Below are 23,093 nucleotides of genomic sequence, written 5' to 3'. Positions count from 1 at the left end.
TTACATTCGGGTGCTATAGGCGACTGAATCACGCGCCGCCGGCGGTGACCTCCACCTCGATGGGCTTGAAGTCGGTGCCCTTGCTGTCGACCTCGTCGCCGAGCTCGTCGAGCGCCTTCTCGATGTACTCGTTGGAGTAGGCGGTCTCCGGCGGAGCCTTGCTGATCAGCTTCTCGCCCTTCTCGTTGGTCGCGGAGAGCGCGCCGTCGACGGTCTGCTTCCAGGCCGCCTCGTCGATGACCCCGACGCCGTTCTCGGCCGGCCAGATGAGCTTGTTGGTCTCGTTGAGCATCCACAGCTCGTGCGAGGGTCCCCAGGTGGACTCGTGCTCGGCCATGGTCGGGGCGACCTCCTCGGCGTTGTCCCGGGCGTAGGCCCAGCCCTTGACGACCGCCTTGAGGAACTTGACGGTCGTCTCCTCGTAGTCGGCGTCCGACGAGAGCCGCTCGGTGTCTGCCCACAGCGCGTCCTGGAGCATCGCGCCCTCGGTGTCCTCGTAGGAGATGACGTTGAAGTCCGAGGGCTGGTAGAGCTCCCCGGTCTCGGGGTTCTCGGCCTCCAGCAGTTGGGCGTACTCGTTGTAGGTCATCGCCTGAGCCGCGTCGATGTCGCCCTGGAGGAACGCGTTCATGTTGAAGTCCTGGGTGACGATCGAGACGGACTTGGAGTCCAGTCCCTCCGCCGCCATCGCCGCGAAGATCTCCCACTCGTTGCCGAAGCCCCACGAGCCGATCTTCTTGCCCTCGAAGTCGGCGACCGACTCGATGCCGGAGTCCGCCCAGGAGACCTGCAGCGTGCCCGAGCGCTGGAAGATCTGGGCGATGTTGGTCAGGTTGGCGCCGCCCTCGATCGAGCCCAGCACCTTCGGCACCCAGGCGACCGCGTAGTCGACGTCTCCGTTGGCCAGGGCGTCCTGCGGCACGATGTCGCCACCCGAGGGGATGATCTCGACGTCGAGCCCCTCGTCCTCGAAGAAGCCCTGGTCCATCGCCGCGTAGTAGCCGGCGAACTGTGCCTGCGGCAGCCACTGCAGCTGCAGCTTGACCTGGGTGAGGTCGCCGTCGCCATCACCCTCGCTGTCGGAGCCGCCGCAGGCGGCGAGCCCCAAGGTCAGTACCACGGCGGCCGCGGCAGCGAGCCCTTGTCGTATGAAACTGTTCATTTCTCCTCCGGTGGTCCTAGTTTGTCGAGACCTCCGCGCGACACTGCGAGAAGGAGGCCGTACGCCTAGCGGCTCTCTCCTGACGGATAGGCCCTGCGCGCCAGCCGCTCCAGTGCGGCCGTGATCGCGAAGACCAGCAGGCCGAGCACGATCGCGCCCCCGACGTACGCGAATGCCCGGGCATGGTTGGAGGTCGCGGCGTTCTTGATGGCGCTGCCGAGACCGTTGTTGACCCCGCCGAAGTACTCCGCGACCAGCGCCGAGATGACCGCCAGCGAGCCGGCCACGCGAAGCCCGGTGAAGGTGTACGGGATCGCGACGGGAAGCGTGACGGTGCGGAAGCGCTGCACCGGCCCGGCGGCGTACGTCCTCATCAGATCGCGCTGCAGGGGAGTGGTCTGCCGCAGGCCGCGGAGGGTGTTGATGAAGACGGGTACGAACGCGGCGATGCCGCCGATGATGCGCCGCGGCGTCTCCTGGTCGGTGCCGAGCATCGTGTAGAGCAGTGGCGCGATCGCGACGATCGGGATGACCGCGAGGATCGCGACCAGGGGTCCGAGCATGCCGTCGAAGAGCCGGGTGGCGGCGGCGACGCCGGCGAGCGCGACGCCGAGGACCGCGCCCGCAGCCAGGCCCCACAGCGAGTTGACCGCGGTGACCCAGAAGGCGGCGCGGATCGGCTCCCAGCTCTCCCCGAGTGCGGTGACGACCTCGCCGGGACCAGGGAGGAAGAAGGTGCCGATGCCGAGCCCGTCGACGATGAGCGCCCACAGGGCGAGGCCGAGGAGCCCGACCACGAGCGGGGCGAGCAGGCGCGAGGGCGACAGCGTCATGAGCCTGCCCCGGAGGCGAGCCGCGAGTGCAGCGCCTCGCGGACCTCGGTGACCAGCTCGTAGAAGCGCTCCGACTCGCGCAGCACCTCGTCGCGGACGATGTCGGGGCCGAGGCCGGTCGGCACGATCCGGGTGATCCGGCCCGGCCGCGGCGACATCACCACGACCCGCTCGGAGAGGAAGACCGCCTCCGGGATCGAGTGGGTGACGAACACGACCGCGGCACCGGTCTTGCGGACCAGCCGGGACAGCTCGGTCTGGAGACGCTCGCGGGTCATCTCGTCGAGCGCGCCGAACGGCTCGTCCATCAGCAGCAGCCGAGGCTGCTCGGCGAGAGCCCGGGCGATCGCCACCCGCTGCTGCATGCCGCCGGAGAGCTGGTCCGGGTAGTGCCCGGTGAACTCCTCCAGCCCGACCAGGGCGACCAGCTCGGCGACCCGCTCCTGTCGCCTGCGCCTGGAGACCTTGTGCAGCTCCAGCGGCACCGCGATGTTGTCGGCGACCGTACGCCACGCCAGCAGCCCCGACTGTTGGAAAGCGATCCCGTAGTCCTGGTCCTTCCGGGCGCGCGTCGCGGTCTTGCCGAACACCTGCACAATCCCTTCGGAGGGGGTTTCGAGATCGGCCACCAGCCTCATCAGCGTCGACTTGCCGCAGCCCGAGGGCCCGATGAGCGAGACGAACTCGCCCGGTGCCACGCTCAGGTCGATGTCGGCCAGCGCCTGCACCTGGCCCTGCTTGCTCGCGAACTGCTTGGTCACCCCGGCCAGCGAGACGGCGGGGGTGACCGGCTCGTCGCCGCTCTCGGGTGTGGGCGTCGTCGAGGGGGAGTCAGAGGTCACGGTGGCCTTTCCGTCGTCGATCATGTCGCCTCACCCCGCCGATAGCGCCGCAGTGCGACACCGACGAGCCAGACCACCCCGGCGGCGAGCAGCCCCAGGACGGCCGCGCCGAAGATCGGCGCCCACGCCTTGGCAGGGTCGCCGGAGGCCTGGCCGCCGTAGCCGATCAGCTTGCGTCCGATGCCGTCCAGGTAGGCGATCGATCCCTCCGCCACGACCGTCCCGACCACAGCGGCGGCCGCTGCCAGGCGCAGCGAGGAGAGCAGGTAGGGCACGGCGGCGGGCAGCTTGACCTTGCGCAGCGTGGGCCAGTAGCCGGCGTCGTACGTCCTGAAGAGCTCGCGCTGCGCCACGGTCGGCGACTGGAGCCCTCGCAGCGCTCCGACGGCGACCGGGAAGAAGGCGAGATAGGAGGCGATCACGGCGACCGACATCCAGGCCGGCCACTCCCAGGCGCCGATGGCGATGTTCGATCCCCACGACTTCACCATCGGTGCGAACGCGATCAGCGGCACCGTCTGGGACAGCACGATCCACGGCAGCAGGCCGTGCTCGGCGAGCTGGAACCGGTCCATGGCCAGCGCCAACGCGAGTCCGACGACGGTGCCGACGAGCAGCCCGACGCACGCGATCCCCAATGACACCAGGGCCGCCTGGAGGATGACCAGCCACAGCGGTGAGGAGGTCGAGGCGGAGGTCTCCGGCTCGAGGAGCCGGGTGCCCATCTCCCACACGTGCGGCATCGCCAGGTCGGTCGCCCGCGGCAGGATCCGCGCCTCCCCGATGCCCCAGCCGGCCTCGGGACCGAACTGCTTGTAGCCCTCCCACAGCGCCACCACCAGGGCCAGCCCGAGCAGCCCGCTGACCGTCCGGGTGACCCCGGTGACGACGCGACCCACCCTCAGGCCTTCGCTGTCGCGGGCCGGTTCACCCGGGGGATCACCAGATCGCCGTACGCCGCCAGGGTCTGGTCCATCGCATCGTGCTGCAGGTAGACGGCGAACTGGTCGACGCCGAGGCTCTTGAGCTGCTCGAGCTTGGCGACCTGCTCCTCGACCGAGCCGAGGATGCAGAACCGGTCGACGATCTCGTCGGGCACGAACTGGGTGTGGACGTTGCCGGCCCGCCCGTGCTCGTTGTAGTCGTAGCCCTCGCGGTTCTTGATGTAGTCGGTGAGCGCCTGCGGGACGGCACCGCTGCCGTACTTGGTGACGATGTCGGCGACGTGGTTGCCCACCATCCCGCCGAACCAGCGGCACTGCTCGCGGGCATGATCCAGGACCTCGGGCGACCCGTCGGTGACGTACGCGGGAGCGGCCACGCAGAACGTGAGCGACTCCGGGTCACGGCCGGCGTCGGAGGCCGCCTTCTTGACCGCCCCGATCATCCACTCGGTGATGTCGGGGTCGGCCAGCTGCAGGATGAACCCGTCGCCGACCTCCCCGGCCGCCTTCAAGGCGAGCGGGCCGTAGGCGGCGATCCACACCTCCAGCTCGGAGCGCTTGGCCCACGGGAACTGCAGCGTGGTGCCGTTGATCTCGACCGGGCGCCGGTTGGCGAGCTCGCGGATCACCCGGGTCGCCTCGCGCATCTCCTTGATCGTCGACGGCTTCCCGTTGAGCACCCGCACCGCCGAGTCGCCGCGCCCCATCCCGCAGACGGTGCGGTTGCCGTACATCTCGTTCAGGGTCGCGAAGACCGACGCCGTCACCGTCCAGTCGCGGGTCGCCGGGTTGGTCACGAACGGACCGACCTTGATGGTGCGGGTCTCGGCGAGGATCTGGCTGTAGATGACGTACGGCTCCATCCACAGCAGGTGGCTGTCGAACGTCCACACGTAGTCGAAGCCGTACGCCTCGGCCTGCTTCGCCAGGGAGACGACCCGCCAGGCGGGCGGGTTGGTTTGGAGGACGACACCGAAGTCCATGACGTCACACCAGGTACTGGGAGAGGTCGCGCTTGAGGTAGCTGCCATGGCCCTTGGTGCCCCTGAACTCGCCGTCGGCGACGACCACGGAACCGCGGGAGAGCACCACGTCGACATGCCCGTCGATCTCGTAGCCCTCCCAGGCCGAGTGGTCCATGTTCATGTGATGGGTCTTGCCGACTCCGATGGAGGTGTGACCGTTCGGGTCGTAGACGACGATGTCGGCGTCCGCCCCAGGTGCGATGACGCCCTTGCGGCCGTAGAGCCCGAACATCCGCGCTGGTGTGGTCGCGATCAGCTCCACCCACCGCTCGAGCGTGATCTGCCCGGTCACCACGCCCTGGTAGAGCAGGTCGACGCGGTGCTCGATCGACCCGATCCCGTTGGGGATGGCCCGGAAGTCGTCCTTGCCGAGCTCCTTCTGCTCCTTCATGCAGAAGGGGCAGTGGTCGGTGGAGACCATCTGCAGGTCGTTGGTGCGCAGCGCCTGCCACATCGCGTCCTGGTGGCCCTCCTCGCGCGAGCGCAGCGGGGTCGAGCAGACCCACTTGGCGCCCTCGAAGTCGCCCCACTCCTCCGACCTCGCGCCGAGCTGGTCCTCGAGGGAGAGGTAGAGATACTGCGGGCAGGTCTCGCCGAACACGTTCTTCCCGTGGTCGCGGGCCGTGGCCAGCTGCGCGACCGCCTGCTTGGCGCTGACGTGCACCACGTAGAGCGGAGCCCCGGTCACGTCGGCGAGCATGATCGCCCGGTGGGTGGCCTCCTCCTCCATCTGCCAGGCACGCGCGATGCCGTGGTAGTAGGGAGACGTCTTGCCGGACTCGGCCAGCTGCGCGGCGAGCACGTCGATCGCCGGCCCGTTCTCGGCGTGCATCATGGTCAGCAGCCCGTGGTCGGTCGCCTTCTGCATCGCCCGCAGCACCTGCGCGTCGTCGGAGTAGAAGACACCCGGGTAGGCCATGAACAGCTTGTAGGAGGTGATCCCCTCGTCCACGAGCGAGTCCATCGCCTTGAGCGCGTCGTCGTCGACCCCGCCGATGATCTGGTGGAACCCGTAGTCGATCGCGCAGTTGCCGGCGGCCAGCTCGTGCCAGTGCGCCAACCCGTCCTGTACGCGTTCGCCGTAGCGCTGCACCGCGAAGTCGATGATCGTCGTGGTGCCGCCCCAGGCTGCGGCCCGGGTGCCGGTCTCGAAGGTGTCGCTGGCGTTGGTGCCACCGAACGGCAGCTGCATGTGGGTGTGGGCGTCGACGCCGCCGGGGATGACGTACTTCCCGGTCGCGTCGATGGTCACGTCGGCCTCGATCGTCCCCAGCGGAGTGCTCCCGGGGGAGATGAGCGCGACGATCTTCTCGCCGTCCACCAGCACGTCTGCCTGGGTGCGGCCGGTCGCGGAGACGACCGTGCCGCCCGTGATGAGCGTGGTCATGCGGAGGCCCTCCTCAGGGTCGGGGGATGGCGGTGTACGAATCGGGCCGCCGGTCGCGGTAGAACTGCCAGTCGTCGCGCATCTCCTGGACCATGTCCATGTCCAGGTCGCGTACGAGCAGCTCCTCCTTCTCGCCCGAGCCGAGCTCGCCCACGTAGTTGCCGCGGGGGTCGACGACCTGCGACATCCCGTAGAAGTTGACCGCCTCGTCGCCGTACTCGTTGTCCTCCAGGCCGACCCGGTTGGGTGCGAGCACGAAGTAGCCGTTGGCGACCGCGGCGGCAGGCTGCTCGATCTCCCAGAGCCGGTTGGAGAGCCCGGGCTTGGTGGCGTTGGGGTTGAAGACCATGTGGGCCCCGTTGAGCCCGAGCTCGCGCCAGCCCTCGGGGAAGTGGCGGTCGTAGCAGATGTACATCCCCACCTTCCCGACCGCGGAGTCGAAGACCGGGTAGCCGAGGTTGCCGGGGCGGAAGTAGAACTTCTCCCAGAACTTCTCGACGTGGGGCAGATGGTTCTTCCGGTACTTGCCGAGGATCGTGCCGTCGGCGTCGACGAGCACGGAGGTGTTGTAGTAGACCCCGGTGTCCGCCTCCTCGTAGATCGGCAGCACCATCACGATGCCCAGCTCCTTGGCCAGGCTCGCGAAGCGCTGCACGATCGGCCCGTCGGCCGGCTCGGCGTAGCGGTAGTACTTCTTGTCCTGGGTGATCCCGAAGTAGGGCCCGTAGAAGAGCTCCTGGAAGCACATCACCTGGGCGCCCTGCGCGGCGGCGTCCCGCGCGAAGCCCTCGTGCTTGTCCAGCATGGAGGCTTTGTCCCCGGTCCAGGTGGTCTGGCTGATCGCGGCCTTGACGATGGTCATGCAACTACCTCCCAGTCATGAACCCGCGGAGCTACGAGTCCCGCAATCGTTCCTGGGAGTCGTTTCCCCTGGGTTACCTCTCAAATACAAACATGCCGCCGAGGCCCTTGGGGCCGCGACGGCAATTTTGTTGAAACTATCTCGCGCCTGAAACTTTTCGGATCTAGGCGGCGGTCGCCGGATGACGTACGACCACGTGCTCGACGGCCCTGGCGAGCTCCTCGCGGAGCTCGGGCGCGAGCTGGGGGCAGTCGATCGAGAGGAACAGCTCCATCGCGGAGCGGGTCGCGCGGGCCCGCTCGCCGGGCGTGCCCTCTGAAAGGGTCGGCGCGATCTCGGCGAGATGGGCACTGGTCTCGACCACGGTGTTGCAGTCGTGCGGGGTGAGTGGGGCGCGGGCCTCCCGGCCGGCGCGGACGAGGACGCTCAGAACCTCCACCTTGGCGGCGGTGGTCAACGACATAGCGCTCCTCGACGAGTCGAACAGATGCGACCCCACACCGTCCGCGTTGTGCGACGACATGTATCTCCTCGGTGGGACGTGTGCCTCCCCCGAGGCACTCTCGCCCACTCCAACGAGCAGGGGAAGGGATCGGTGACGCCCTTGGGTGCTTTGTAACTCACCTGTGGGCCGACCCGTGAGTAACCTATAGAAACCATGACCCTGGTGTTGCAGATCGCCCTCGCGTGGGGCGACCCGGCACAATTGAGCCCATGAGTTCTCCTGGGGGCGCCGGCATCGGCGGCCTGATGGTCGAGACCGAGGCCGATGTCGTACGCCGCCAGGCACTGCGCCGCATGCGCATCGTCGCCACCGGGCTCCTGGTCGTGGCCGCCATCGTCTATCTGCTGACCCTTCGGCTGGACGGGTTCTGGGGGTTCGTGAACGCCGGCGCCGAGGCATCGATGGTCGGCGCGATGGCCGACTGGTTCGCGGTCACCGCGCTGTTCCGTCACCCGCTGGGGCTGCCGGTGCCGCACACCGCGCTGATCCCGAAGCGGAAGGACGAGCTCGGCGCCAGCCTCGAGGAGTTCGTCCAGGACAACTTCCTGCAGGAGGAGACCATCCGCGAGCGGCTCGGGGTCGCGATGCCGTCGCTTCGGCTCGCGCTGTGGCTCGCCGAGGAGCCCAACGCCAAGCGGGTCGTCGACGAGGTCTCCACCGTGGTCGCAGACGGGCTCTCCCGGATCAGCAACCGGCACATCGTCGAGATCATCCAGGACGGGTTCGTACCTCGTCTGCGCGAGGAGCAGATCGCGCCGCTGCTCGGCGGCACGCTGCAGGCGGCGCTCGACGACGGTGTCCACCACGGCCTGGTCGACCTGGCGCTGGTCGAGCTGCACGGCTGGCTCGAGGAGAACGAGGAGATCGTCACCGAGGTGCTCGGCGAGCGGGCGCCGTGGTGGACGCCGCAGGTGCTGCGCGAGCCGGTGACCGCCCGCATCCACGTCGAGCTGGTCCGCTGGATCGCCGACATCCGCGACGACCCCGAGCATCGTGCCCGCAAGGCGATCGACACCATGCTCGCCGATCTCGCCGACAACCTGCAGCACGACGAGGCGACCATGGAGCGCGCCGAGCGGCTCAAGGAGCGGGTGCTCGACCACCCCGGCGTCATCAACACCGCCATCTCGATCTGGGACGCCCTACGACGTGCGCTGACCACGTCCCTGCGCGACCCCGACGGCGTCGTCCGCCGCCGTGCCCTGGACGAGGTCGTCCGCTACGCCCAGAAGGTCGTACTCGACGAGACCCTCCAGCGCCGCTACGACGCGCTCGCCTCCGACGTGGCCGTCTACGTCGTCAAGCGCTACGGCCGCGAGGCGACCACCGTCATCACCCACACCATCCAGCGCTGGGACGGCAAGCAGGCCGCCCGCCGCATCGAGCTCTTCGTCGGCCGCGACCTGCAGTTCATCCGCATCAACGGCACCATCGTCGGCGGCCTCGTCGGCGTGATCATCCACACCGTCGCCGTCCTGATGGAGTGATGGGGGAGGATGGGCCGCGTGAGTGAACCCTTCGACGTACCCATCTCGGACGAGATCATCCGTCTCGGTCAGTTCCTGAAGCTGGCCAACCTGGTCGAGGCCGGCTCCGAGGCGCGCCCGGCGATCACCGCCGGCGAGGTGAAGGTCAACGGTGAGGTCGAGCTCCGCCGCGGTCGCCAGCTCCGCGTCGGCGACGTCGTGGAGTACGCCGGGCAGGCCGCCCGGGTCTCCGACGAGGCCGACTTCGACGTTCCTTGGTAGTGCGGAGGAATACCCGGTTAACCGGTGAAACCTGCACTTCTCCGGCGTTGCATTGCCTGAGAAGTGCAGGAATACCCGGTTAACCGGGTATTCCAACCCGCTACTTCTCGACCTTGACCAGGTCGCAGACGAAGATCAGGGTCTCGCCGGGCTTGATCGCGCCGCCGGCGCCGCGGTCGCCGTAGCCCAGGTGGGGCGGGATGACGAGCTGGCGGCGGCCGCCGACCTTCATGCCGAGGATGCCCTGGTCCCAGCCCTGGATGACCTGGCCGATGCCGACGCGGAAGTCGAGCGGCTCGCCGCGGTTGTAGGACGCGTCGAACTCCTCACCGGTGGACAGCGCAACGCCGACGTAGTGGACCGAGACGCGGTCGCGCTCGGTGGCCTCCTCGCCGTCACCGATGGTGATGTCCTTGATGACGAGGTCGGTCGGAGGGGTGGGGTCGACGAAGTCGATCTCAGGCTTCTGGCTCATGAAAATCAGTCTACGTATCGATTCTCGCTGGGGCACAACGCCGTCGCGTCGGCGGTCACGGGGTAGGTCGGGGTCAGGCCGTCGGCTCGCTCGCGGCCGAGGTTCCACTCCAGCCAGTCGCCCTCGCGGTCGTTGGGTCCGAGCACACAGCTGCGTAGGTCCTCGGGGAGCTTCTTCAAGGCAGGCACCGCGTCGTCGCTGAGCCCGGCGAGGAAGTCGGTGTCGATCTTGCCGGTCTCCTCATAGCGCGAGACGTTGTGCTCGGCGATCCACGCGTCCGGGTTGATCGCGGCGATCCCGAGCAGCGCGACAGCGCCGCTGACCAGCGCGAACCGGCCGAGCCAGAGCCCGCCGCCGATCGCCGTGCCGGTCACCGCGGCGACCAGGCCGGCGATGACGAGCAGGCCCAGCCAGGCCTCGAAGACATCGACGAGCAGACGGAGCTGGGTGAAGCCGTACGCCTCCTGGTAGAGGTGCATCCGGTACAGCGCCGACCCGACGACGACCAGGGCCTCCGCGGCGAGCAGCCCGAGCGCGATCCGCAGCCACAGCCGGTCGGCGACGGTCTCCACCGGCGCCTTGCGCGCCGCCGCCCAGATCACCAGCAGGGTCAGTGCGGTCGCGACGGTGAGCTGGCCGAACCCCTGGTGGACGTATTCGGCGTACGTCAGCCCCGTCGTCTCGCGCAGGTAGTCCTCGCCGCCGAAGACAGCGGTCGCCTGCGCGACCAGGAACGCGGCGAAGACGGCGACCACGACACCGACCGGAGCCAGCCACTCGTAGCGGTTGGCGACGGGCTGGGACGTACGCTCGTTGCGGTCGATCCGGGGCGGGTTCACAGCCAGGTACGCAGCGCCCATCACGACCCCGAAGACGAAGACGGTCATGAAGATCCGAGCCACGAAGGTGTCAGGGCGTACGTCCGGCAAGAACTGGTCGACCCAGCTGCCCAGCACCGCGTCGGCGGTGGTGAAAAGGAGCCCGAAGATCACCAGGCCGAGCAGCGAGAGCACCGTGGTGCGGGCGACCGCCGCCCCGTGACCCCTGCCGGAGACGCTGGTCAGCGTGCGTCCGAGCCACGGGATCCCGCGCAGCCCGGCCAGCGGCCACGAGATCCCGGTCAGCACGATCCCGAGCAGCGTCTTCGCCTGGGTGGAGGCACACAGGATCACCGCGATCGCCGTGAGCAGGCACAGCACGACGAGCCACTCGGCGTCGCGGAACACCGCGACCGACGAGAGCAGCGCGAACAGGACGTAGCAGACGATCGGGAACAGGCTTCGACGTTTCTCGCTCGCCAGCATCACGACCCCGCCGGCGGCCAGCAGCACGATCACCGTGCCGAGCCCGGCGTTGCGGTCGGGGATCAGCAGCCCGCCGAGCAGGCCGGCGACCACGGCGCCGATGAAGAGCCCGAACCTGCCCGCGACACCTGAATCGGGCCAGTAGGTGCCGAAGATGTCGTCGAGGACCGACGGTGTGGCATAGGCGGCCCCGGTGTCCGCGCTGGGGTTGTCGACCGGCTGGGCCGGTTCGGCGGGCTCTGCCGCCGGGGGAGTGGTGGGCATCTGGCTCTCCTCGTGGGTGGGGGTGAGATGGCTGGGACTGAGCTGATCGGGGACAACGCGTGCGGGTGGCCGCAGCGGAAGGTCGACGCGCACGCGGGCGCCGGCGGCGCCGGGGAGCGGGTCGAGGAAGGCGATGGAGCCGCCGTGCAGGTCGGTGACCCACCGGGCGATGGCGAGCCCGAGCCCGGTCCCGCCACCCTCGCCGGAGGAGCTGAGCGTGCCGAAGGGCTCGAAGACGCGCCCGCGGTCGGCGACGGGGATGCCGGGCCCGGAGTCGAGGACCTCGAGGTGGTAGCGCTCGCCGTCGATGCCGGCGCGCACCGTGACCACGCCCCCGCGGGGACTGTGCCGGGAGGCGTTGTCGAGCAGGTTGACGACGAGCTGGCTGAGGCGATCGGGGTCGGCGTCGACGACCATGTCGGCCGGTGCGTCGATCTCGTAGGTGACCGGCCGCCCGTTGGCCAGCGTCTCTGCGACGCAGGCCTCCAGCAGCGGGCCGAGCTCGACCGAGGCGGTGCTCAGCGGTGCCTTGCCGGCATCGACGCGCGCCAGGTCGAGCAGGTCCTCGACCAGCCGGCTCAGCCGCTCGGCCTGGCCGAGCGCGGTCTGCAGCGCGGCCGGGTCGGAGCCGACGCCGTCCACGAGGTTCTCCAGCACGACGGTGAGGGCCGCCAGCGGCGTACGCAGCTCGTGGGAGACGTTGGCGACCAGGTCGCGGCGCTGGCGGTCGACGGCGCCGAGGTCGCTGGCCATCGTGTTGAACGCACGGCCCAGCTGACCGACCTCGTCGGCACCGACGGCAGGCACGGAGACCGAGTAGTCGCCCCGTGCCATCCGCCTGGCCGCGACGGTCATCTGCCGCAGCGGGGACGTCATCCCGGCCGCCAGCAGCTGGGTGACCGCGAGCGCGATCCCGATCGTGACCGGGATCGAGATCCACGGGGAGACCCCGGTGATCCGCCCGACGGAGGCGACGACCGCCGCCACCAGAGCGCTCGCGGCGACCAGGAGCCCGAGCTTGACCTTGATCGAGGACACTCGTTCCAGCGGAGTCATTCGCCGGCCTCCAAGGCATAGCCGACGCCGTGCACGGTCCGGACCCGCTCGGACCCGATCTTGGCGCGCAGCCCCTTCACGTGGCTGTCGACCGTGCGGGTTCCGGAGGCGTCGTTCCAGCCCCAGACCTCGGCGAGCAGTCGCTCGCGGGTGACCACGGCGCCCGGGTCGGCGGCCAGGCAGACGAGCAGGTCGAACTCGGTCGGGGTGAGCCTGACCTCGTCGCCGTCGACCCACACCCGTCGGGCCGCCGGATCCATCCGGAGCCCCCCGATCTCAGCCGTACGCCGCGGCGACCCGGCCAGCTCGGCGGCCCGCTCCACCCGCCGCAGGAGCGCGTTGACCCGCGCCACCAGCTCGCGAGCCCGGAACGGCTTGGTCAGGTAGTCGTCGGCCCCGACGCCCAGCCCGACGAGCACATCGGCCTCGTCGACACGCGCGGTCAGCATGAGGACCGGCACGGGGCGTACGGCCTGGATCCGGCGGCACACCTCGAGGCCGTCGTAGCCGGGCAGCATCACGTCGAGGACGACCAGGTCGGGCGAGGTCTCCTCGAAGCAGGAGACCGCCCCGGGGCCGTCCCACGCCCGGACGACGTCGTATCCCTCCGCCTCGAGCCGGTCCGAGACGGCCTGGTTGATGACCGGCTCGTCCTCGACGACGAGGACCCGGCGTGTCACGGTCACATGTTCTGGCACATGCTCAGGCTAGAAGCCCGAGTCGCCGGAAAGGCTGCAGAAGTTGTGCAGGTCCTGTGAAGGTCGGATCCGGACGGGACCTCAGGTCTGGTGGACGTACGCCTCGAGCTGGTCGCGCTCGAAGGCGAGCTGGTCGATGCGGTGCTTGACCAGGTCGCCGATGCTGACGATGCCGACCAGGTCGCCGTCGGGGGAGACGACGGGCATGTGCCGGATCCGGCGCTTGGTCATGATGCCCAGGATCTCGTCGATGGTGGCCTCGGGGGCACAGGTCTCGACCTCGGCGGTCATGATCGAGGAGACCTCGGCGGCGAGCAGCGCGTCGTTCTCGTGGAGGCGCCGGACCACGTCGCGCTCGGAGACGATCCCGGCGACGGCGGCGTCGTCGGTGCTGACGACACAGGCTCCGATGCCGTGCTCGGAGAGCACCCCGAGCAGGTCACGCACGGTGGCGGTTGATGCGATCGTGACGACTTCTGCGATCGCCTTGCGAGTGAGTACGTCCGCGATCTTCATGCACCAACGGTAGCGGCCGTGACGTGCGTCACGCCAGGGTCTGTTCCGGAACGCGCCTACTCGGTCCCCGGACGGCGGAACGCGGTGACGGATCCCGGCTGCGCGGCCGGCCAGTCGGCGTCGTTGTTGCCGTCGGGCAACCCGCCGAGGAAGGAGAGCACGGCGTCGTGCAGGTGACCGTTGGTGGCCAGCGCGTTGCCGCCCCACGGTCCCGGGTCGCCGGCCAGCGAAGTGAACTGGCCGCCGGCCTCACGCACGATGATGTCCAGCGCGGCCATGTCGTAGAGCTCGAGCTCCGGCTCGACCGCGATGTCGACCGCGCCCTCGGCGACGAGCATGTAGGACCAGAAGTCGGAGTAGGCGCGGGTGCGCCAGCAGCTGCGCATCAGCGCCAGGAAGTCCTCGAGCCGATCGCGCTCCTCCCAGCCGTGCAGCGAGGAGTAGGACATCGAGGCGTCCTCCAGGCGGCGTACGTCCGAGACCTGGCAGCGGGTCGACTTCATCAGCGACTTGCCGGTGTGGGCGCCCTGGCCCTTCGCCGCCCACCAGCGCCGCCCGAGCTGGGGCGCGGAGACGACCGACATCACGACCTCGTTGTCGACCGCGAGCGCGATCAGGGTCGCCCAGACCGGCACACCGCGCACGAAGTTCTTCGTGCCGTCGATCGGGTCGACGATCCAGCGGCGGCTGGACGAGCCGGAGGATCCCGACTCCTCGCCGGTGATCGCGTCGCGCGTACGCGCGCGGGAGAGCGTACGCCGGATCGACTCCTCCACGGCCTTGTCCGCGTCCGAGACGGGGGTCAGGTCGGGCTTGGTCATGACATGCAGGTCGAGCGCCTTGAACCGCGACGTCGACAGCGAGTCGGCGTCGTCGGCCAGCAGGTGCGCCAGCCGCAGGTCGTCGTTGTAGTCAGGAGTGCTCGCCACGAGGATCCACTCTAGTGGCTCCGCTCTCCGTGCGAACCCTCCCCTGGTAACCGGTTCCCCACGAAAACACCGGTCGGGGCATTGGGGGACTAGACCAGGTCAGAGAGCGTACGTCGGCACCGAGCGCGCCTCGAGCAGGCGACGGAACGAGGCGACCCGTTCCGGATCGAGCCTGCCGTCCTCGACGGCGATGTCCAAGCCGCACTCCGGCGCATCGGCGGCGTGCGAGCAGCCGCGCGGGCACTCGGCCGTCGCCTCCTGCAGATCGGGGAAGGAGACGATGAGCCGTTCCGGCTCGACGTGAGCCAGCCCGAACGTACGGATCCCCGGGGTGTCGATGATCCAGCCGGCCCCCGGGAGCCGCAGCATCAATGCCGACGTGGAGGTGTGCCGCCCCCGGCCGGTGACCGCGTTGACGTGCCCGACCTCGCGGCCGGCGTCGGGAACGATCGCGTTGACCAGCGTCGACTTGCCCACGCCGCTGTGGCCGAGAAGGACCGACGTACGTCCGTCGAGCTTCTCCTGCAGCGCGCTCATGTCGCCGCCCCGCTCGGTCACCACCCACGGCACCCCCAGCGTCCGGTAGATCGAGACGAGCGACTCCGGGTCGGCCAGGTCGGCCTTGGTGATGCACAGCAGCGGGTCGATGCCAGCCTCCAGGGCAGCCACCAGCGCGCGGTCGATGAACCCCGTGCGCGGCTCGGGGTCGGCGATCGCGGTGACGATCACCAGCTGGTCGGCGTTGGCGACCACGACCCGCTCGACGGGGTCGTCGTCGTCGGCCGTACGCCGCAGCACGGTCTCCCGGGGCTCGAGCTCGACGATCCGTGCCAGCGCCCCCTCCGCGCCCGAGGTGTCGCCGACGACCTTCACCCGGTCGCCCACGACGACGCCCTTGCGGCCGAGCGGGCGGGCCTTGACCGCCCACACCTCGACGTCGGGGGCCTCGTCCATGACCAGGGTGAACCGCCCACGGTCGACCGTGATCACTCGCCCGAGGTCGGCCTCGTCGTAGCTGGGCCGGTCCTTCGTCCGCGGCCGGGTGCGGCGCCGGGGACGGTCGTAGTGCTCGACGTCCTCGGTCCCGTAGCGTCGCTGTGCCTTCGCCATCAGATGCTCAGAAGAGACCAGCCCAGAAGGGCGCGAAGTCGGTGAAGGTCTTGCTGGTGGTGGTGATGTTCTCGACCAGGACGTCCTCGACGGCAGCCCCGATGATCACGCCGGCGTGGGCCATCCGGTGGTCGGCGTAGGTGTGGAACACCCCGCCGTGCAGAGCCGCCGGCCGGATCGTCAGCCCGTCGGGATGCTCGGTGACGTCAGCCCCGAGCGCACCCAGCTCGCGCGCGAGGGCGGCGAGCCGATCGGTCTCGTGGCCACGGATGTGGCCGATGCCGGTCAGGTGCGAAGGCGTCGAGGCGAGCGCGCACAGCGCCGCGACGGCGGGGGTGAGCTCGCCGATGTCGTGCATGTCCAGGTCGATCCCGGTGAGCCGCTCCGGCCCGGTGACGGTCAGCCCGTCGTCGGTGACCCGCACCTCGCAGCCCATCAGCGAGAGCACCTCGCGCAGCTGGTCGCCCGGCTGGTCGGTGGCCTGCGGCCAGTCGCGCACGGTCACGGTGCCACCCGAGACCGCGGCCAGGGCCAGGAACGGGGCCGCGTTGGACAGATCCGGCTCGATGGTGCGGTCCAGCGCCTTGATCGGTCCTGGTGCCACCGTCCATCGGTTGGCGTCAGAGTCGTCGACCGCGACGCCGTGCTCGCGCAGCATCGCGACCGTCATGTCGATGTGGGGGAGCGACGGCACAGGCTTGCCGTCGTGGCGTACGTCCACACCCTGCTCGTATCGCGCACCCGCGAGCAGCAGCGCGCTGATGAACTGGCTCGAGGCCGAGGCGTCGACGACCACGGTCCCGCCGGGCACGCCGCCCTGCCCCTGGATCGTGAACGGCAGACCGTCGCCCTCGATGTCCACGCCGAGATCGCGAAGTGCACGGAGCACCTCGCCGACCGGCCGCTTGCGCATGTGCGGGTCGCCGTCGAAGGCGACCGTGCCGGTGGATAGCGCGGCCACCGGAGGTACGAACCGCATGACCGTCCCCGCCAGCCCGCAGTCGACGTCGGCATCGGCGCCGAACGCCCCAGGAGTCACGACCCAGTCGTCTCCCGAGGTGTCCACCTGTGACCCCAACGACGTCAGCGCTGCCGCCATCAGCAGCGTGTCGCGGGACCGAAGCGCACGACGTACGACGCTGGGCCCGTCCGCGATCGAGGCGAGAACCAGCGCCCGGTTGGTGAGCGACTTGCTCCCGGGCAGCGACACCGTCGCCGTCACCGGACCGCGCGCACGGGGCGCCGGCCAGGGGTCGGCCGGCCCGTTGGCAGGGTCAGCGGAACGGTCGGTCGTGGTAGTCACAGGTCCAACTTTAGAGGTTCCGCGAGCAGAGGCGGCCGTCGGTCACCAGGGATGAAATCACTCGATCCCGAGCGCCTTCAGGAAACCCTTCCAGGTCAGGCCGCCCGTTGCGGCGCCGCGCTCGACCTCGGGCGTCGCGCTGGCGCTGGGCACTTCAGGATCCTCGGGCAGCGAGGGGCTGCCGCTGGGACTGCCCGGGACGCTGGGAAGGTCCGAGGACGGCGTCGGCACCTGCGGCACGTCGGGAGTCGTGGGCGGCGTGGGCACCTGCGGTACGTCGGGAGTCGTCGGCGGCGTGGGCACCTGCGGCACGTCCGGCGTCTCGCTGGGAGTCGGCGTCGGGGTGGGTGTCGGAGTGGGCGTCGGCGTCGGCTCCGGGGCGGCGGTGCCGCTGGTCGAGGCGGTGTTGTTGGTCGTGTCGCCGTCCTCGTAGCCGGTGGGCTCGATGCTCGCCTCGAAGGTCCACGTCGCGCCCGACTGCGGGATGAAGGCGAAGTGGGCGGCCTCGCCGTCACCGGAGAGCGTGCACTCGTGGGTGACCGTGCCGTTGACGGGCATCGTGGTGGCGGGAGCGCCGCAGGCCGACCAGGCGAAACCAGGTCCGAAGTAGGGCGACGCCACGCCGGTCATGGTGATCCGGAGCATCGTCGACTGGCCCTCGGCAGCCTCGGGGAGGCCGTCGACGGAGACGACGACGTCCTCGTACGCGTGCAGGTCGGAGACGCCGGGAATGATGAAGACACCGCCCACGCCCGATTCGTGACGGTGGCTAACCCCGACTTTTGGGTCGTTCTTCGGAGCCTGCTCGAAGGTCACCTCCACAGCACCGACGTCTTTGCCGCCGTGGCCATCCGAGATTCGATAGCTGAAGGTGTCGCCGGCCCCGTCGTAGCCGGCGGTCATCGTGTAGACGACCCTGCCGTCGACGATCTCGGCCGTGCCGTGCGCGGGCTTCTCGACGATCTCGACCAGCTCGAGGGCGTCGCCGTTGTCGTCGGCGTCGTTGGCGAGCACGTCGATGGTGGTCTTGGCCGAGCTCGGCGGGTTGCCGTTGCCGTTCCCGTTGTTGCCCTGGCCGTTTCCGTTGCCGCCGGTCACCGTCGCCGTGGCCGCGTCGTTGGCGGCCTTCGGGTCGGCGTTGGGGGTGGCGATGTCGACGGTGCCGGCGACCTCGCCACCGTTGCCGTCGGTGAGGACGTACTCGATGGTGTCGGTGCCCCGCCAGCCGATGTCGGCCTGGTAGGTCACCGTGGTGACGGGCTCGCCGGCCATCCGCAGACCGCCGAAGATCGCGCCACTGACGCTGCCGCCCTTACCGCCGGAGGTCGATGCGCCGCCGATGGTGACGGTGCCGTGGGCGGGGGAGGCGACAGTGGCCTCCTTGACCGAGAGCGGGTCGCCGTTGGCGTCGGTGGCTCCCTGGGTCAGGTCGATGACGGTCTTGCCACCGGGCTGCCCGTTCACGGTCGACAGCGGTTGGTTGATGACCGGCGCCTGCTGCGTCTGGGCAGGAGCCGTGTCAGCGGGCTGGTCGGCCGGCTGGTCGGCGGGAGGCGCCGCTGCCGGCGGCGCCGCAGGATTGTCAGCGGGAGGTGCGGCCGGGGCGGCCGGGTCAGCCGGAGCAGGGTCGGCCGGCGCCTCGGCGGCAGGCTCCTCGGCGGCCGGCACCTTCGGGGCCGGGTCACCGCCGGTGAGCGCGAGCCCCGCGGCCACGGCCGCAGCGGCCGCGACACCAGCACCCGCACCGACCGTACGTCCCACGGGATCGCCCAGCACCCAGTCCCTGACCCGCCCGAAGAAGAGCACCACGCCACCCTTGGCGGCAACGCCACTTCCGACGGCGAGGTAGCCCGCGCCCGCGGCGCCGAGCAGAGCCGGGGCGAGCCAGGCGCCCATCCCGGAGTTGACCTCGGTGAGCTCGAGGTAGATCGCGGTGCACGGTCGGCAGTCCTTCAGGTGGTCGTCGACCTTCGTCGAGTCACGCTTGGACAGACCGTTGCGGATGTAGGCACCCAGGTTGGCGCGCGTGGTGGCGCAGGCCTCCTCGACGGCGTCCTGAGCGTGCATCGAGATGAACGCCTGCTTGAGGCCCTCGCGAGCTCGGTAGGCGAGCGCAGAGACCGAGTTGGCCGACATGCCGAGCATCGGCGCGATCTCGGCCGGCTTCTGGCCCTCGACCTCGGTGTGCCACAGCACTTGCTGCCAGCGCTCCGGAAGCTGCTGGAACGCCTTCGCGGCGGCCTGGTTGTCGAAGCCCGACACGGCGGTGTCCTCGAACGGCACGCCCGGGTCGAACGGGGTCAGGTCGTCGGTGGTGGTCAGCTTCGAGGCGGCCCGGATCTTGTCCACGTGGAGCCGGCGCAGCGACGTCAGCAGATAGGCGCGGAACGCCAGGTCCGGGCCGCCGCCCCTCTGCAGCACGTTGAGCACCTTGGCGAACGCCTCGGAGACGAGGTCGTCGGCGTCGCCGGGCGACACCAGCTGGCGGGCGAGGCGGCGGGCGGCCTCGACATGGCGCTCGAACAGCGTCCCGTACGCATCCAGGTCACCGCCGCGGACAGCGGTGATCAGCTCGGCGTCGCCAGGGGCGTCGAGGGTAGGTAGAGAGGTGGGGGTCGATTCGCTCACAGCATCAGAGACGTTAGAAGGACGGAGGTATGACGCGGGTTGCGCCAACGGGAGACATGCGATGTGCTAACGACTGCGGAAGCCCGCACGTCACGCCCCCTCCCCGGATCTGACAACAAGTTTCGCGAAACCCAGAAAATGTGGGTCGCTACCGCGTCATGGTTGCCGATTTCGTACGTCAAGTCCATGTGGGCACGCGGTAGATCAGCGCGCGCACCACTGTATCCATGACCCAGCAACTTCGGACAAGGAACGACACCAACGCCAGGAAACACGAGGAAAGAGGTGAGTCGTGCGGCTGTTCTCCCGAGGTCGGCGTGCGCCTGCATCCACCTCGCCTGAGGTCACAGAGCTCTCCGACGAGCAGCGCGCGGCTCTCCCGCCGCGGTTCGAGGCCGTCGCGGAGGCGCTCGTCGAGCGCAGCAACTACGTCGCCGAGGCCTGCTGGGTCGCCGGCCACGACCTCGCCGGGTCAGGTGTGTCCCTCGGGGAGTGCCTCGAGGACCTTCGGATGACCACCCAGGCGATGGAGGATCGCGACCCGGCCTTCGTCGAGGTGCACGCGCTGTCCGTCGCCTGGAGCGAGGCGACGCTGGGCTACCTGCACACCATCTCCTGCGCCGACCCGCTCACCGGCCTCGCCACCCTCGCGCACCTGCGTGAGCGCATCTCGGACCTCTACCGGGAGGCCACGGCGCGCAGCCACGCGCTGGTCGTCACCGACGCCCACCTCCCGGGCGCCCCCGGCGGGAAGACCGACAGCATCGCCACCGCCCGCCGGATGTCGCTGCTCGGCCAGACCGCCCGCACCGTCTTCGCGACCGCGGCTGCCGTCGGACAGGTCGGCCACAGCCGGATGGTCGTGGTCGCCCCCCGTGACGAGACGCTGGTCAAGCGGCTCGGGCTCCTCAAGCGGATGGTCGAGCACAGCGCCGACCGGATCTGGATCGAGGGACTCCCGGAGAACGACCGGTCAGCGGGCATCCTCCTCGACGAGCTCGCCCGCGGAGCCTAGAAATACCTCCGAACACCACTGTCGCGCGGCGCTAAGGTGAACGTATGTGCGGTCGTTACGCGTCCAGCCGCCAACCCGACGAGCTGGCCGAGGAGTTCGAGATCGATGAGCTGCGCCTGCAGGAGCCGCTCACCGAGAGCTACAACGTAGCCCCGACCGACGATGTCTATGCCGTCCTCGAGCGCCCGCCGCGAGAGGACGACGCCTCCACCGAGCGCCAGCTCCGTTCCGTACGTTGGGGCCTGGTCCCGTCCTGGGCCAAGGACGTCAAGATCGGCAACCGGATGATCAACGCCCGGATGGAGACGGTGGGCGAGAAGCCCGCCTACCGGCGGGCCTTCGCCAAGCGTCGCTGCCTGCTGCCGGCCGACGGCTACTTCGAGTGGTACGCCACCGAGGCAAAGGACGCGAAAGGAAAGCCCCGCAAGCAGCCCTACTTCATCACTCCGAAGGACGGGGGAGTGCTGGCGATGGCCGGGCTCTACGAGCTGTGGCCCGACCCCGCCAAGGCCGAGGACGACCCCAGCCGGTGGCTGTGGAGCTGCACGGTGATCACCACCGAGGCGGAGGACTCCCTGGGGCGGATCCATGACCGGATGCCGCTCATGGTGGAACGTGAGCGCTGGGACCAATGGCTCGACCCGGCCCGTCCGGGCGACCTGGAACTGCTGACCCCGGCGGCGCCCGGCCGGCTGGAGGCCTACCCGGTCTCGACGCTGGTGAGCAACGTACGCAACAACGGCCGCGAGCTCGTCGAGCCGCTGCCGATCGAGGAAGCCTGGGGATGACATGGGTGGAACCACGACGCAGATGATCGACACGCCCTACGGACAGGGGCGGCTCTACACCCGCCGGGCGCGGCGACCACAGGCGACCCTGCTGCTCTCCCACGGCGCCGGCAACGGCATCGACACCCACGACCTGATGGCGCTCAACGACGCTCTGCCGGCCCAGGGCATCACCGTGGTCCGCTTCGAGCAGCCCTGGCGGGTCAAGGGGAAGCCGGTGGCCACCCCGCCCAAGTCCCTCGACGCTGCGCTGACGCTGGCCGCCAACTGGATGCGGGTGCGCACACCGCTGGTGGTCGGAGGCCGCTCCGCCGGTGCCCGCTCGGCGGTCCGTACGGCACGCGGGTTCGGCGCCGCGGGGGCGCTGTGCCTGGCCTTCCCCCTGCACCCGATCGCCAAGCCGGGCATCTCGCGCGCCTACGAGCTGCTGGAGTCCCGGGTGCCGACGCTGGTGCTGCAGGGCACGCGGGACAGGTTCGGCAAGCCCGAGGAGTTCCCGGAGGGGATCGAGGTCACCCCGATCCCGGGGGCCGACCATTCCCTCGTCGTCGGCAAGCGTGGCCCGATCACGCAGGCCGACGCCGACGCGATCCTGGTCGAGTCCACCCTGGAGTGGCTGGTCCGCGAGGTCATCGTCTGACGGGAATGTTTGGCGGCCGCCGTGGCGTTCACGCAACATGACCATTCTGCTCGAACGCCCGGTGGAGAACATGTCGCCGATGAGCGCCCCGATGGTCGCGCGCGTACCCTGGGACGTGATGAGCGACAACATTGAGACGGACGAGGTCGTCGACCTGGCCACCGAGACTCCCGAGGAGCGCGCGCTGCGCTTCGAGCGGGACGCGCTGCCATTCCTCGACCAGCTCTACTCGGCGGCGATGCGGATGACCCGCAACCCGTCCGATGCGGAAGACCTGGTGCAGGAGACGTTCGCCAAGGCCTACTCCTCCTTCCATCAGTTCAAGCCCGGCACCAACCTGAAGGCCTGGCTCTACCGCATCCTCACGAACACCTTCATCAACACCTACCGCAAGAAGCAGCGCCAGCCGCAGCAGTCGATGTCCGAGGACGTCGAGGACTGGCAGCTGGCGCGGGCCGAGTCGCACAGCTCGACCGGTCTGAAGTCCGCGGAGATGGAGGCGCTCGAGCACCTGCCCGACTCTCAGGTGAAGGACGCGCTGCAGCGCCTCCCGGAGGAGTTCCGGCTCGCTGTCTACCTCGCCGACGTCGAGGGATTCGCCTACAAGGAGATCGCCGAGATCATGGAAACCCCGATCGGCACCGTGATGTCGCGGCTTCACCGCGGCCGGCGCCAGCTGCGCGATCTTCTCTCGGACTACGTCCGCACCAACGACCTCACCGGCGCTCGTGGAGGTGCGTCATGAGTGCCCACAAACATGACGCGTCACCGACCGACTGCGCGGACTTCCTCGAGCAGATCGTCTTCCTGATCGACAACGAGCTCACCGCGGCGGATGCCGACCAGGTCAAGCTCCACCTGCAGAGCTGCAACCCCTGCCTGGAGACGTACGACCAGCAGCGCATCGTCAAGGCGGTCGTGGCGCGCTCGTGCACCGAGGTCGCTCCGGGCGACCTGCGCGCGAAGATCATGGTTCAGATCCAGGAGCTCCGCACCAGGTCCTGAACCGGCCCCAGACGCGACGAGAGCCCCAGCCGATTGGCTGGGGCTCTTACGTCT

General features: G+C 69.6%; 23 protein-coding genes. 7 read left to right on the top strand and 16 right to left on the bottom strand.

From position 1 onward, the window contains the following. Positions 1-28: 28 nt before the first annotated feature. The 8 genes from ACFX43_RS19605 to ACFX43_RS19570 all read right to left on the bottom strand — a co-directional run bounded on the left by ACFX43_RS19605 (position 29) and on the right by ACFX43_RS19570 (position 7,518). Positions 29-1,162 carry an ABC transporter substrate-binding protein gene (locus tag ACFX43_RS19605; RefSeq protein WP_378832930.1) on the bottom strand — a complete coding sequence of 378 codons (1,134 nt, stop codon included), beginning with the start codon at positions 1,160-1,162 and terminating at the stop codon, positions 29-31. A 65-nt stretch (positions 1,163-1,227) separates the two neighbouring features. Further along, positions 1,228-1,995, bottom strand: coding sequence for an ABC transporter permease (locus ACFX43_RS19600; RefSeq protein ID WP_378832921.1), 768 nt, complete (start codon positions 1,993-1,995; stop codon positions 1,228-1,230). Then, positions 1,992-2,861 carry an ABC transporter ATP-binding protein gene (locus ACFX43_RS19595; RefSeq protein ID WP_378832917.1) on the bottom strand — a complete coding sequence of 290 codons (870 nt, stop codon included), beginning with the start codon at positions 2,859-2,861 and terminating at the stop codon, positions 1,992-1,994. The genes ACFX43_RS19600 and ACFX43_RS19595 overlap by 4 nt, the downstream gene beginning before the upstream one ends. Further along, positions 2,858-3,736, bottom strand: coding sequence for an ABC transporter permease (locus tag ACFX43_RS19590; RefSeq protein ID WP_378832912.1), 879 nt, complete (start codon positions 3,734-3,736; stop codon positions 2,858-2,860). The genes ACFX43_RS19595 and ACFX43_RS19590 overlap by 4 nt, the downstream gene beginning before the upstream one ends. Positions 3,737-3,738: 2 nt before the next feature. Beyond that, positions 3,739-4,764, bottom strand: a complete 1,026-nt coding sequence (locus tag ACFX43_RS19585; protein WP_378832903.1) for a TIGR03842 family LLM class F420-dependent oxidoreductase — start codon at positions 4,762-4,764, stop codon at positions 3,739-3,741. A 4-nt stretch (positions 4,765-4,768) separates the two neighbouring features. Next, the gene (hydA, locus tag ACFX43_RS19580) at positions 4,769-6,193 is read right to left on the bottom strand and encodes a dihydropyrimidinase (protein WP_378832895.1); all 1,425 of its coding nucleotides are present in this window, start codon (positions 6,191-6,193) and stop codon (positions 4,769-4,771) included. A 13-nt stretch (positions 6,194-6,206) separates the two neighbouring features. After that, a complete protein-coding gene (locus tag ACFX43_RS19575; protein WP_378832890.1) occupies positions 6,207-7,055 on the bottom strand; it encodes a nitrilase-related carbon-nitrogen hydrolase in 849 nt (282 codons plus the stop codon). Between the two features lie 163 nt (positions 7,056-7,218). Next, entirely contained in the window at positions 7,219-7,518 is a 300-nt protein-coding gene (locus ACFX43_RS19570) for a hypothetical protein (protein WP_378832882.1), read from the bottom strand. A 251-nt stretch (positions 7,519-7,769) separates the two neighbouring features. On the opposite strand from ACFX43_RS19570, the gene ACFX43_RS19565 reads away from it, so the two are divergent. Then, complete coding sequence (locus ACFX43_RS19565; protein ID WP_378832879.1) at positions 7,770-9,047, top strand: DUF445 domain-containing protein; 1,278 nt, start codon at positions 7,770-7,772, stop codon at positions 9,045-9,047. Positions 9,048-9,101: 54 nt separating this feature from the next. Beyond that, positions 9,102-9,308 (top strand): RNA-binding S4 domain-containing protein, encoded by a 207-nt coding sequence (locus ACFX43_RS19560; RefSeq protein WP_378841031.1) that lies wholly within the window; start codon positions 9,102-9,104, stop codon positions 9,306-9,308. A 100-nt stretch (positions 9,309-9,408) separates the two neighbouring features. Here ACFX43_RS19560 and ACFX43_RS19555 read toward each other — a convergent pair whose 3' ends face one another. From ACFX43_RS19555 to ACFX43_RS19520, 8 genes are all read right to left on the bottom strand, one after another. Then, positions 9,409-9,783, bottom strand: a complete 375-nt coding sequence (locus ACFX43_RS19555; protein WP_141795436.1) for an FKBP-type peptidyl-prolyl cis-trans isomerase — start codon at positions 9,781-9,783, stop codon at positions 9,409-9,411. Positions 9,784-9,788: 5 nt separating this feature from the next. Next, positions 9,789-12,407: a DUF4153 domain-containing protein gene (locus ACFX43_RS19550; protein WP_378832873.1), complete on the bottom strand. Its 2,619-nt coding sequence runs from the start codon at positions 12,405-12,407 to the stop codon at positions 9,789-9,791. Further along, a complete protein-coding gene (locus ACFX43_RS19545; protein ID WP_378841028.1) occupies positions 12,404-13,093 on the bottom strand; it encodes a response regulator in 690 nt (229 codons plus the stop codon). Before ACFX43_RS19545 ends, ACFX43_RS19550 begins: the two co-directional genes overlap by 4 nt. Positions 13,094-13,186: 93 nt before the next feature. Then, positions 13,187-13,621, bottom strand: coding sequence for a CBS domain-containing protein (locus ACFX43_RS19540; protein WP_378832869.1), 435 nt, complete (start codon positions 13,619-13,621; stop codon positions 13,187-13,189). 56 nt (positions 13,622-13,677) lie between these two features. After that, positions 13,678-14,550, bottom strand: a complete 873-nt coding sequence (locus tag ACFX43_RS19535) for an inositol monophosphatase family protein (protein WP_355019191.1) — start codon at positions 14,548-14,550, stop codon at positions 13,678-13,680. Positions 14,551-14,649: 99 nt separating this feature from the next. Then, the gene (rsgA, locus tag ACFX43_RS19530; protein ID WP_378832856.1) at positions 14,650-15,660 is read right to left on the bottom strand and encodes a ribosome small subunit-dependent GTPase A; all 1,011 of its coding nucleotides are present in this window, start codon (positions 15,658-15,660) and stop codon (positions 14,650-14,652) included. A gap of 7 nt (positions 15,661-15,667) precedes the next feature. Further along, positions 15,668-16,963: a 3-phosphoshikimate 1-carboxyvinyltransferase gene (gene aroA / locus ACFX43_RS19525; protein WP_378832846.1), complete on the bottom strand. Its 1,296-nt coding sequence runs from the start codon at positions 16,961-16,963 to the stop codon at positions 15,668-15,670. A gap of 57 nt (positions 16,964-17,020) precedes the next feature. After that, positions 17,021-19,591, bottom strand: coding sequence for a sigma-70 family RNA polymerase sigma factor (locus ACFX43_RS19520; protein ID WP_378832841.1), 2,571 nt, complete (start codon positions 19,589-19,591; stop codon positions 17,021-17,023). Between the two features lie 292 nt (positions 19,592-19,883). Here ACFX43_RS19520 and ACFX43_RS19515 point away from each other — a divergent pair, with 292 nt between their 5' ends. The 5 genes from ACFX43_RS19515 (at position 19,884) to rsrA (ending at position 23,039) form a co-directional block, all read left to right on the top strand. Next, positions 19,884-20,606 (top strand): hypothetical protein, encoded by a 723-nt coding sequence (locus tag ACFX43_RS19515; protein ID WP_378832836.1) that lies wholly within the window; start codon positions 19,884-19,886, stop codon positions 20,604-20,606. A 44-nt stretch (positions 20,607-20,650) separates the two neighbouring features. After that, entirely contained in the window at positions 20,651-21,394 is a 744-nt protein-coding gene (locus ACFX43_RS19510) for an SOS response-associated peptidase (protein ID WP_378832831.1), read from the top strand. Position 21,395: 1 nt separating this feature from the next. Then, positions 21,396-22,034: an alpha/beta family hydrolase gene (locus tag ACFX43_RS19505; protein WP_378726580.1), complete on the top strand. Its 639-nt coding sequence runs from the start codon at positions 21,396-21,398 to the stop codon at positions 22,032-22,034. 91 nt (positions 22,035-22,125) lie between these two features. Next, positions 22,126-22,779 (top strand): sigma-70 family RNA polymerase sigma factor, encoded by a 654-nt coding sequence (locus ACFX43_RS19500; RefSeq protein WP_378841023.1) that lies wholly within the window; start codon positions 22,126-22,128, stop codon positions 22,777-22,779. Next, positions 22,776-23,039: a mycothiol system anti-sigma-R factor gene (gene rsrA, locus ACFX43_RS19495; RefSeq protein ID WP_355019184.1), complete on the top strand. Its 264-nt coding sequence runs from the start codon at positions 22,776-22,778 to the stop codon at positions 23,037-23,039. Before ACFX43_RS19500 ends, rsrA begins: the two co-directional genes overlap by 4 nt. Positions 23,040-23,093 lie beyond the last annotated feature (54 nt).

The sequence above is a fragment of the Nocardioides sp. YIM B13467 genome (assembly GCF_042788075.1).
Classification (GTDB): Bacteria; Actinomycetota; Actinomycetes; order Propionibacteriales; family Nocardioidaceae; genus Nocardioides.
Note: the sequence above shows the minus strand (reverse complement) of the source record. Positions and strands in the feature narration are given on the sequence as shown.

What these genes read in the sequence shown, in the direction of transcription:
- ACFX43_RS19605 (WP_378832930.1), bottom strand. Translation starts at nt 1,162, where the DNA reads ATGAACAGTTTCATACGACAAGGGCTCGCTGCCGCGGCCGCCGTGGTA.
- ACFX43_RS19600 (WP_378832921.1), bottom strand. Translation starts at nt 1,995, where the DNA reads ATGACGCTGTCGCCCTCGCGCCTGCTCGCCCCGCTCGTGGTCGGGCTC.
- ACFX43_RS19595 (WP_378832917.1), bottom strand. Translation starts at nt 2,861, where the DNA reads ATGATCGACGACGGAAAGGCCACCGTGACCTCTGACTCCCCCTCGACG.
- ACFX43_RS19585 (WP_378832903.1), bottom strand. Translation starts at nt 4,764, where the DNA reads ATGGACTTCGGTGTCGTCCTCCAAACCAACCCGCCCGCCTGGCGGGTC.
- hydA (WP_378832895.1), bottom strand. Translation starts at nt 6,193, where the DNA reads ATGACCACGCTCATCACGGGCGGCACGGTCGTCTCCGCGACCGGCCGC.
- ACFX43_RS19575 (WP_378832890.1), bottom strand. Translation starts at nt 7,055, where the DNA reads ATGACCATCGTCAAGGCCGCGATCAGCCAGACCACCTGGACCGGGGAC.
- ACFX43_RS19570 (WP_378832882.1), bottom strand. Translation starts at nt 7,518, where the DNA reads ATGTCGTTGACCACCGCCGCCAAGGTGGAGGTTCTGAGCGTCCTCGTC.
- ACFX43_RS19565 (WP_378832879.1), top strand. Translation starts at nt 7,770, where the DNA reads ATGAGTTCTCCTGGGGGCGCCGGCATCGGCGGCCTGATGGTCGAGACC.
- ACFX43_RS19555 (WP_141795436.1), bottom strand. Translation starts at nt 9,783, where the DNA reads ATGAGCCAGAAGCCTGAGATCGACTTCGTCGACCCCACCCCTCCGACC.
- ACFX43_RS19550 (WP_378832873.1), bottom strand. Translation starts at nt 12,407, where the DNA reads ATGACTCCGCTGGAACGAGTGTCCTCGATCAAGGTCAAGCTCGGGCTC.
- ACFX43_RS19540 (WP_378832869.1), bottom strand. Translation starts at nt 13,621, where the DNA reads ATGAAGATCGCGGACGTACTCACTCGCAAGGCGATCGCAGAAGTCGTC.
- rsgA (WP_378832856.1), bottom strand. Translation starts at nt 15,660, where the DNA reads ATGGCGAAGGCACAGCGACGCTACGGGACCGAGGACGTCGAGCACTAC.
- ACFX43_RS19510 (WP_378832831.1), top strand. Translation starts at nt 20,651, where the DNA reads ATGTGCGGTCGTTACGCGTCCAGCCGCCAACCCGACGAGCTGGCCGAG.
- ACFX43_RS19505 (WP_378726580.1), top strand. Translation starts at nt 21,396, where the DNA reads ATGGGTGGAACCACGACGCAGATGATCGACACGCCCTACGGACAGGGG.
- ACFX43_RS19500 (WP_378841023.1), top strand. Translation starts at nt 22,126, where the DNA reads ATGGTCGCGCGCGTACCCTGGGACGTGATGAGCGACAACATTGAGACG.
- rsrA (WP_355019184.1), top strand. Translation starts at nt 22,776, where the DNA reads ATGAGTGCCCACAAACATGACGCGTCACCGACCGACTGCGCGGACTTC.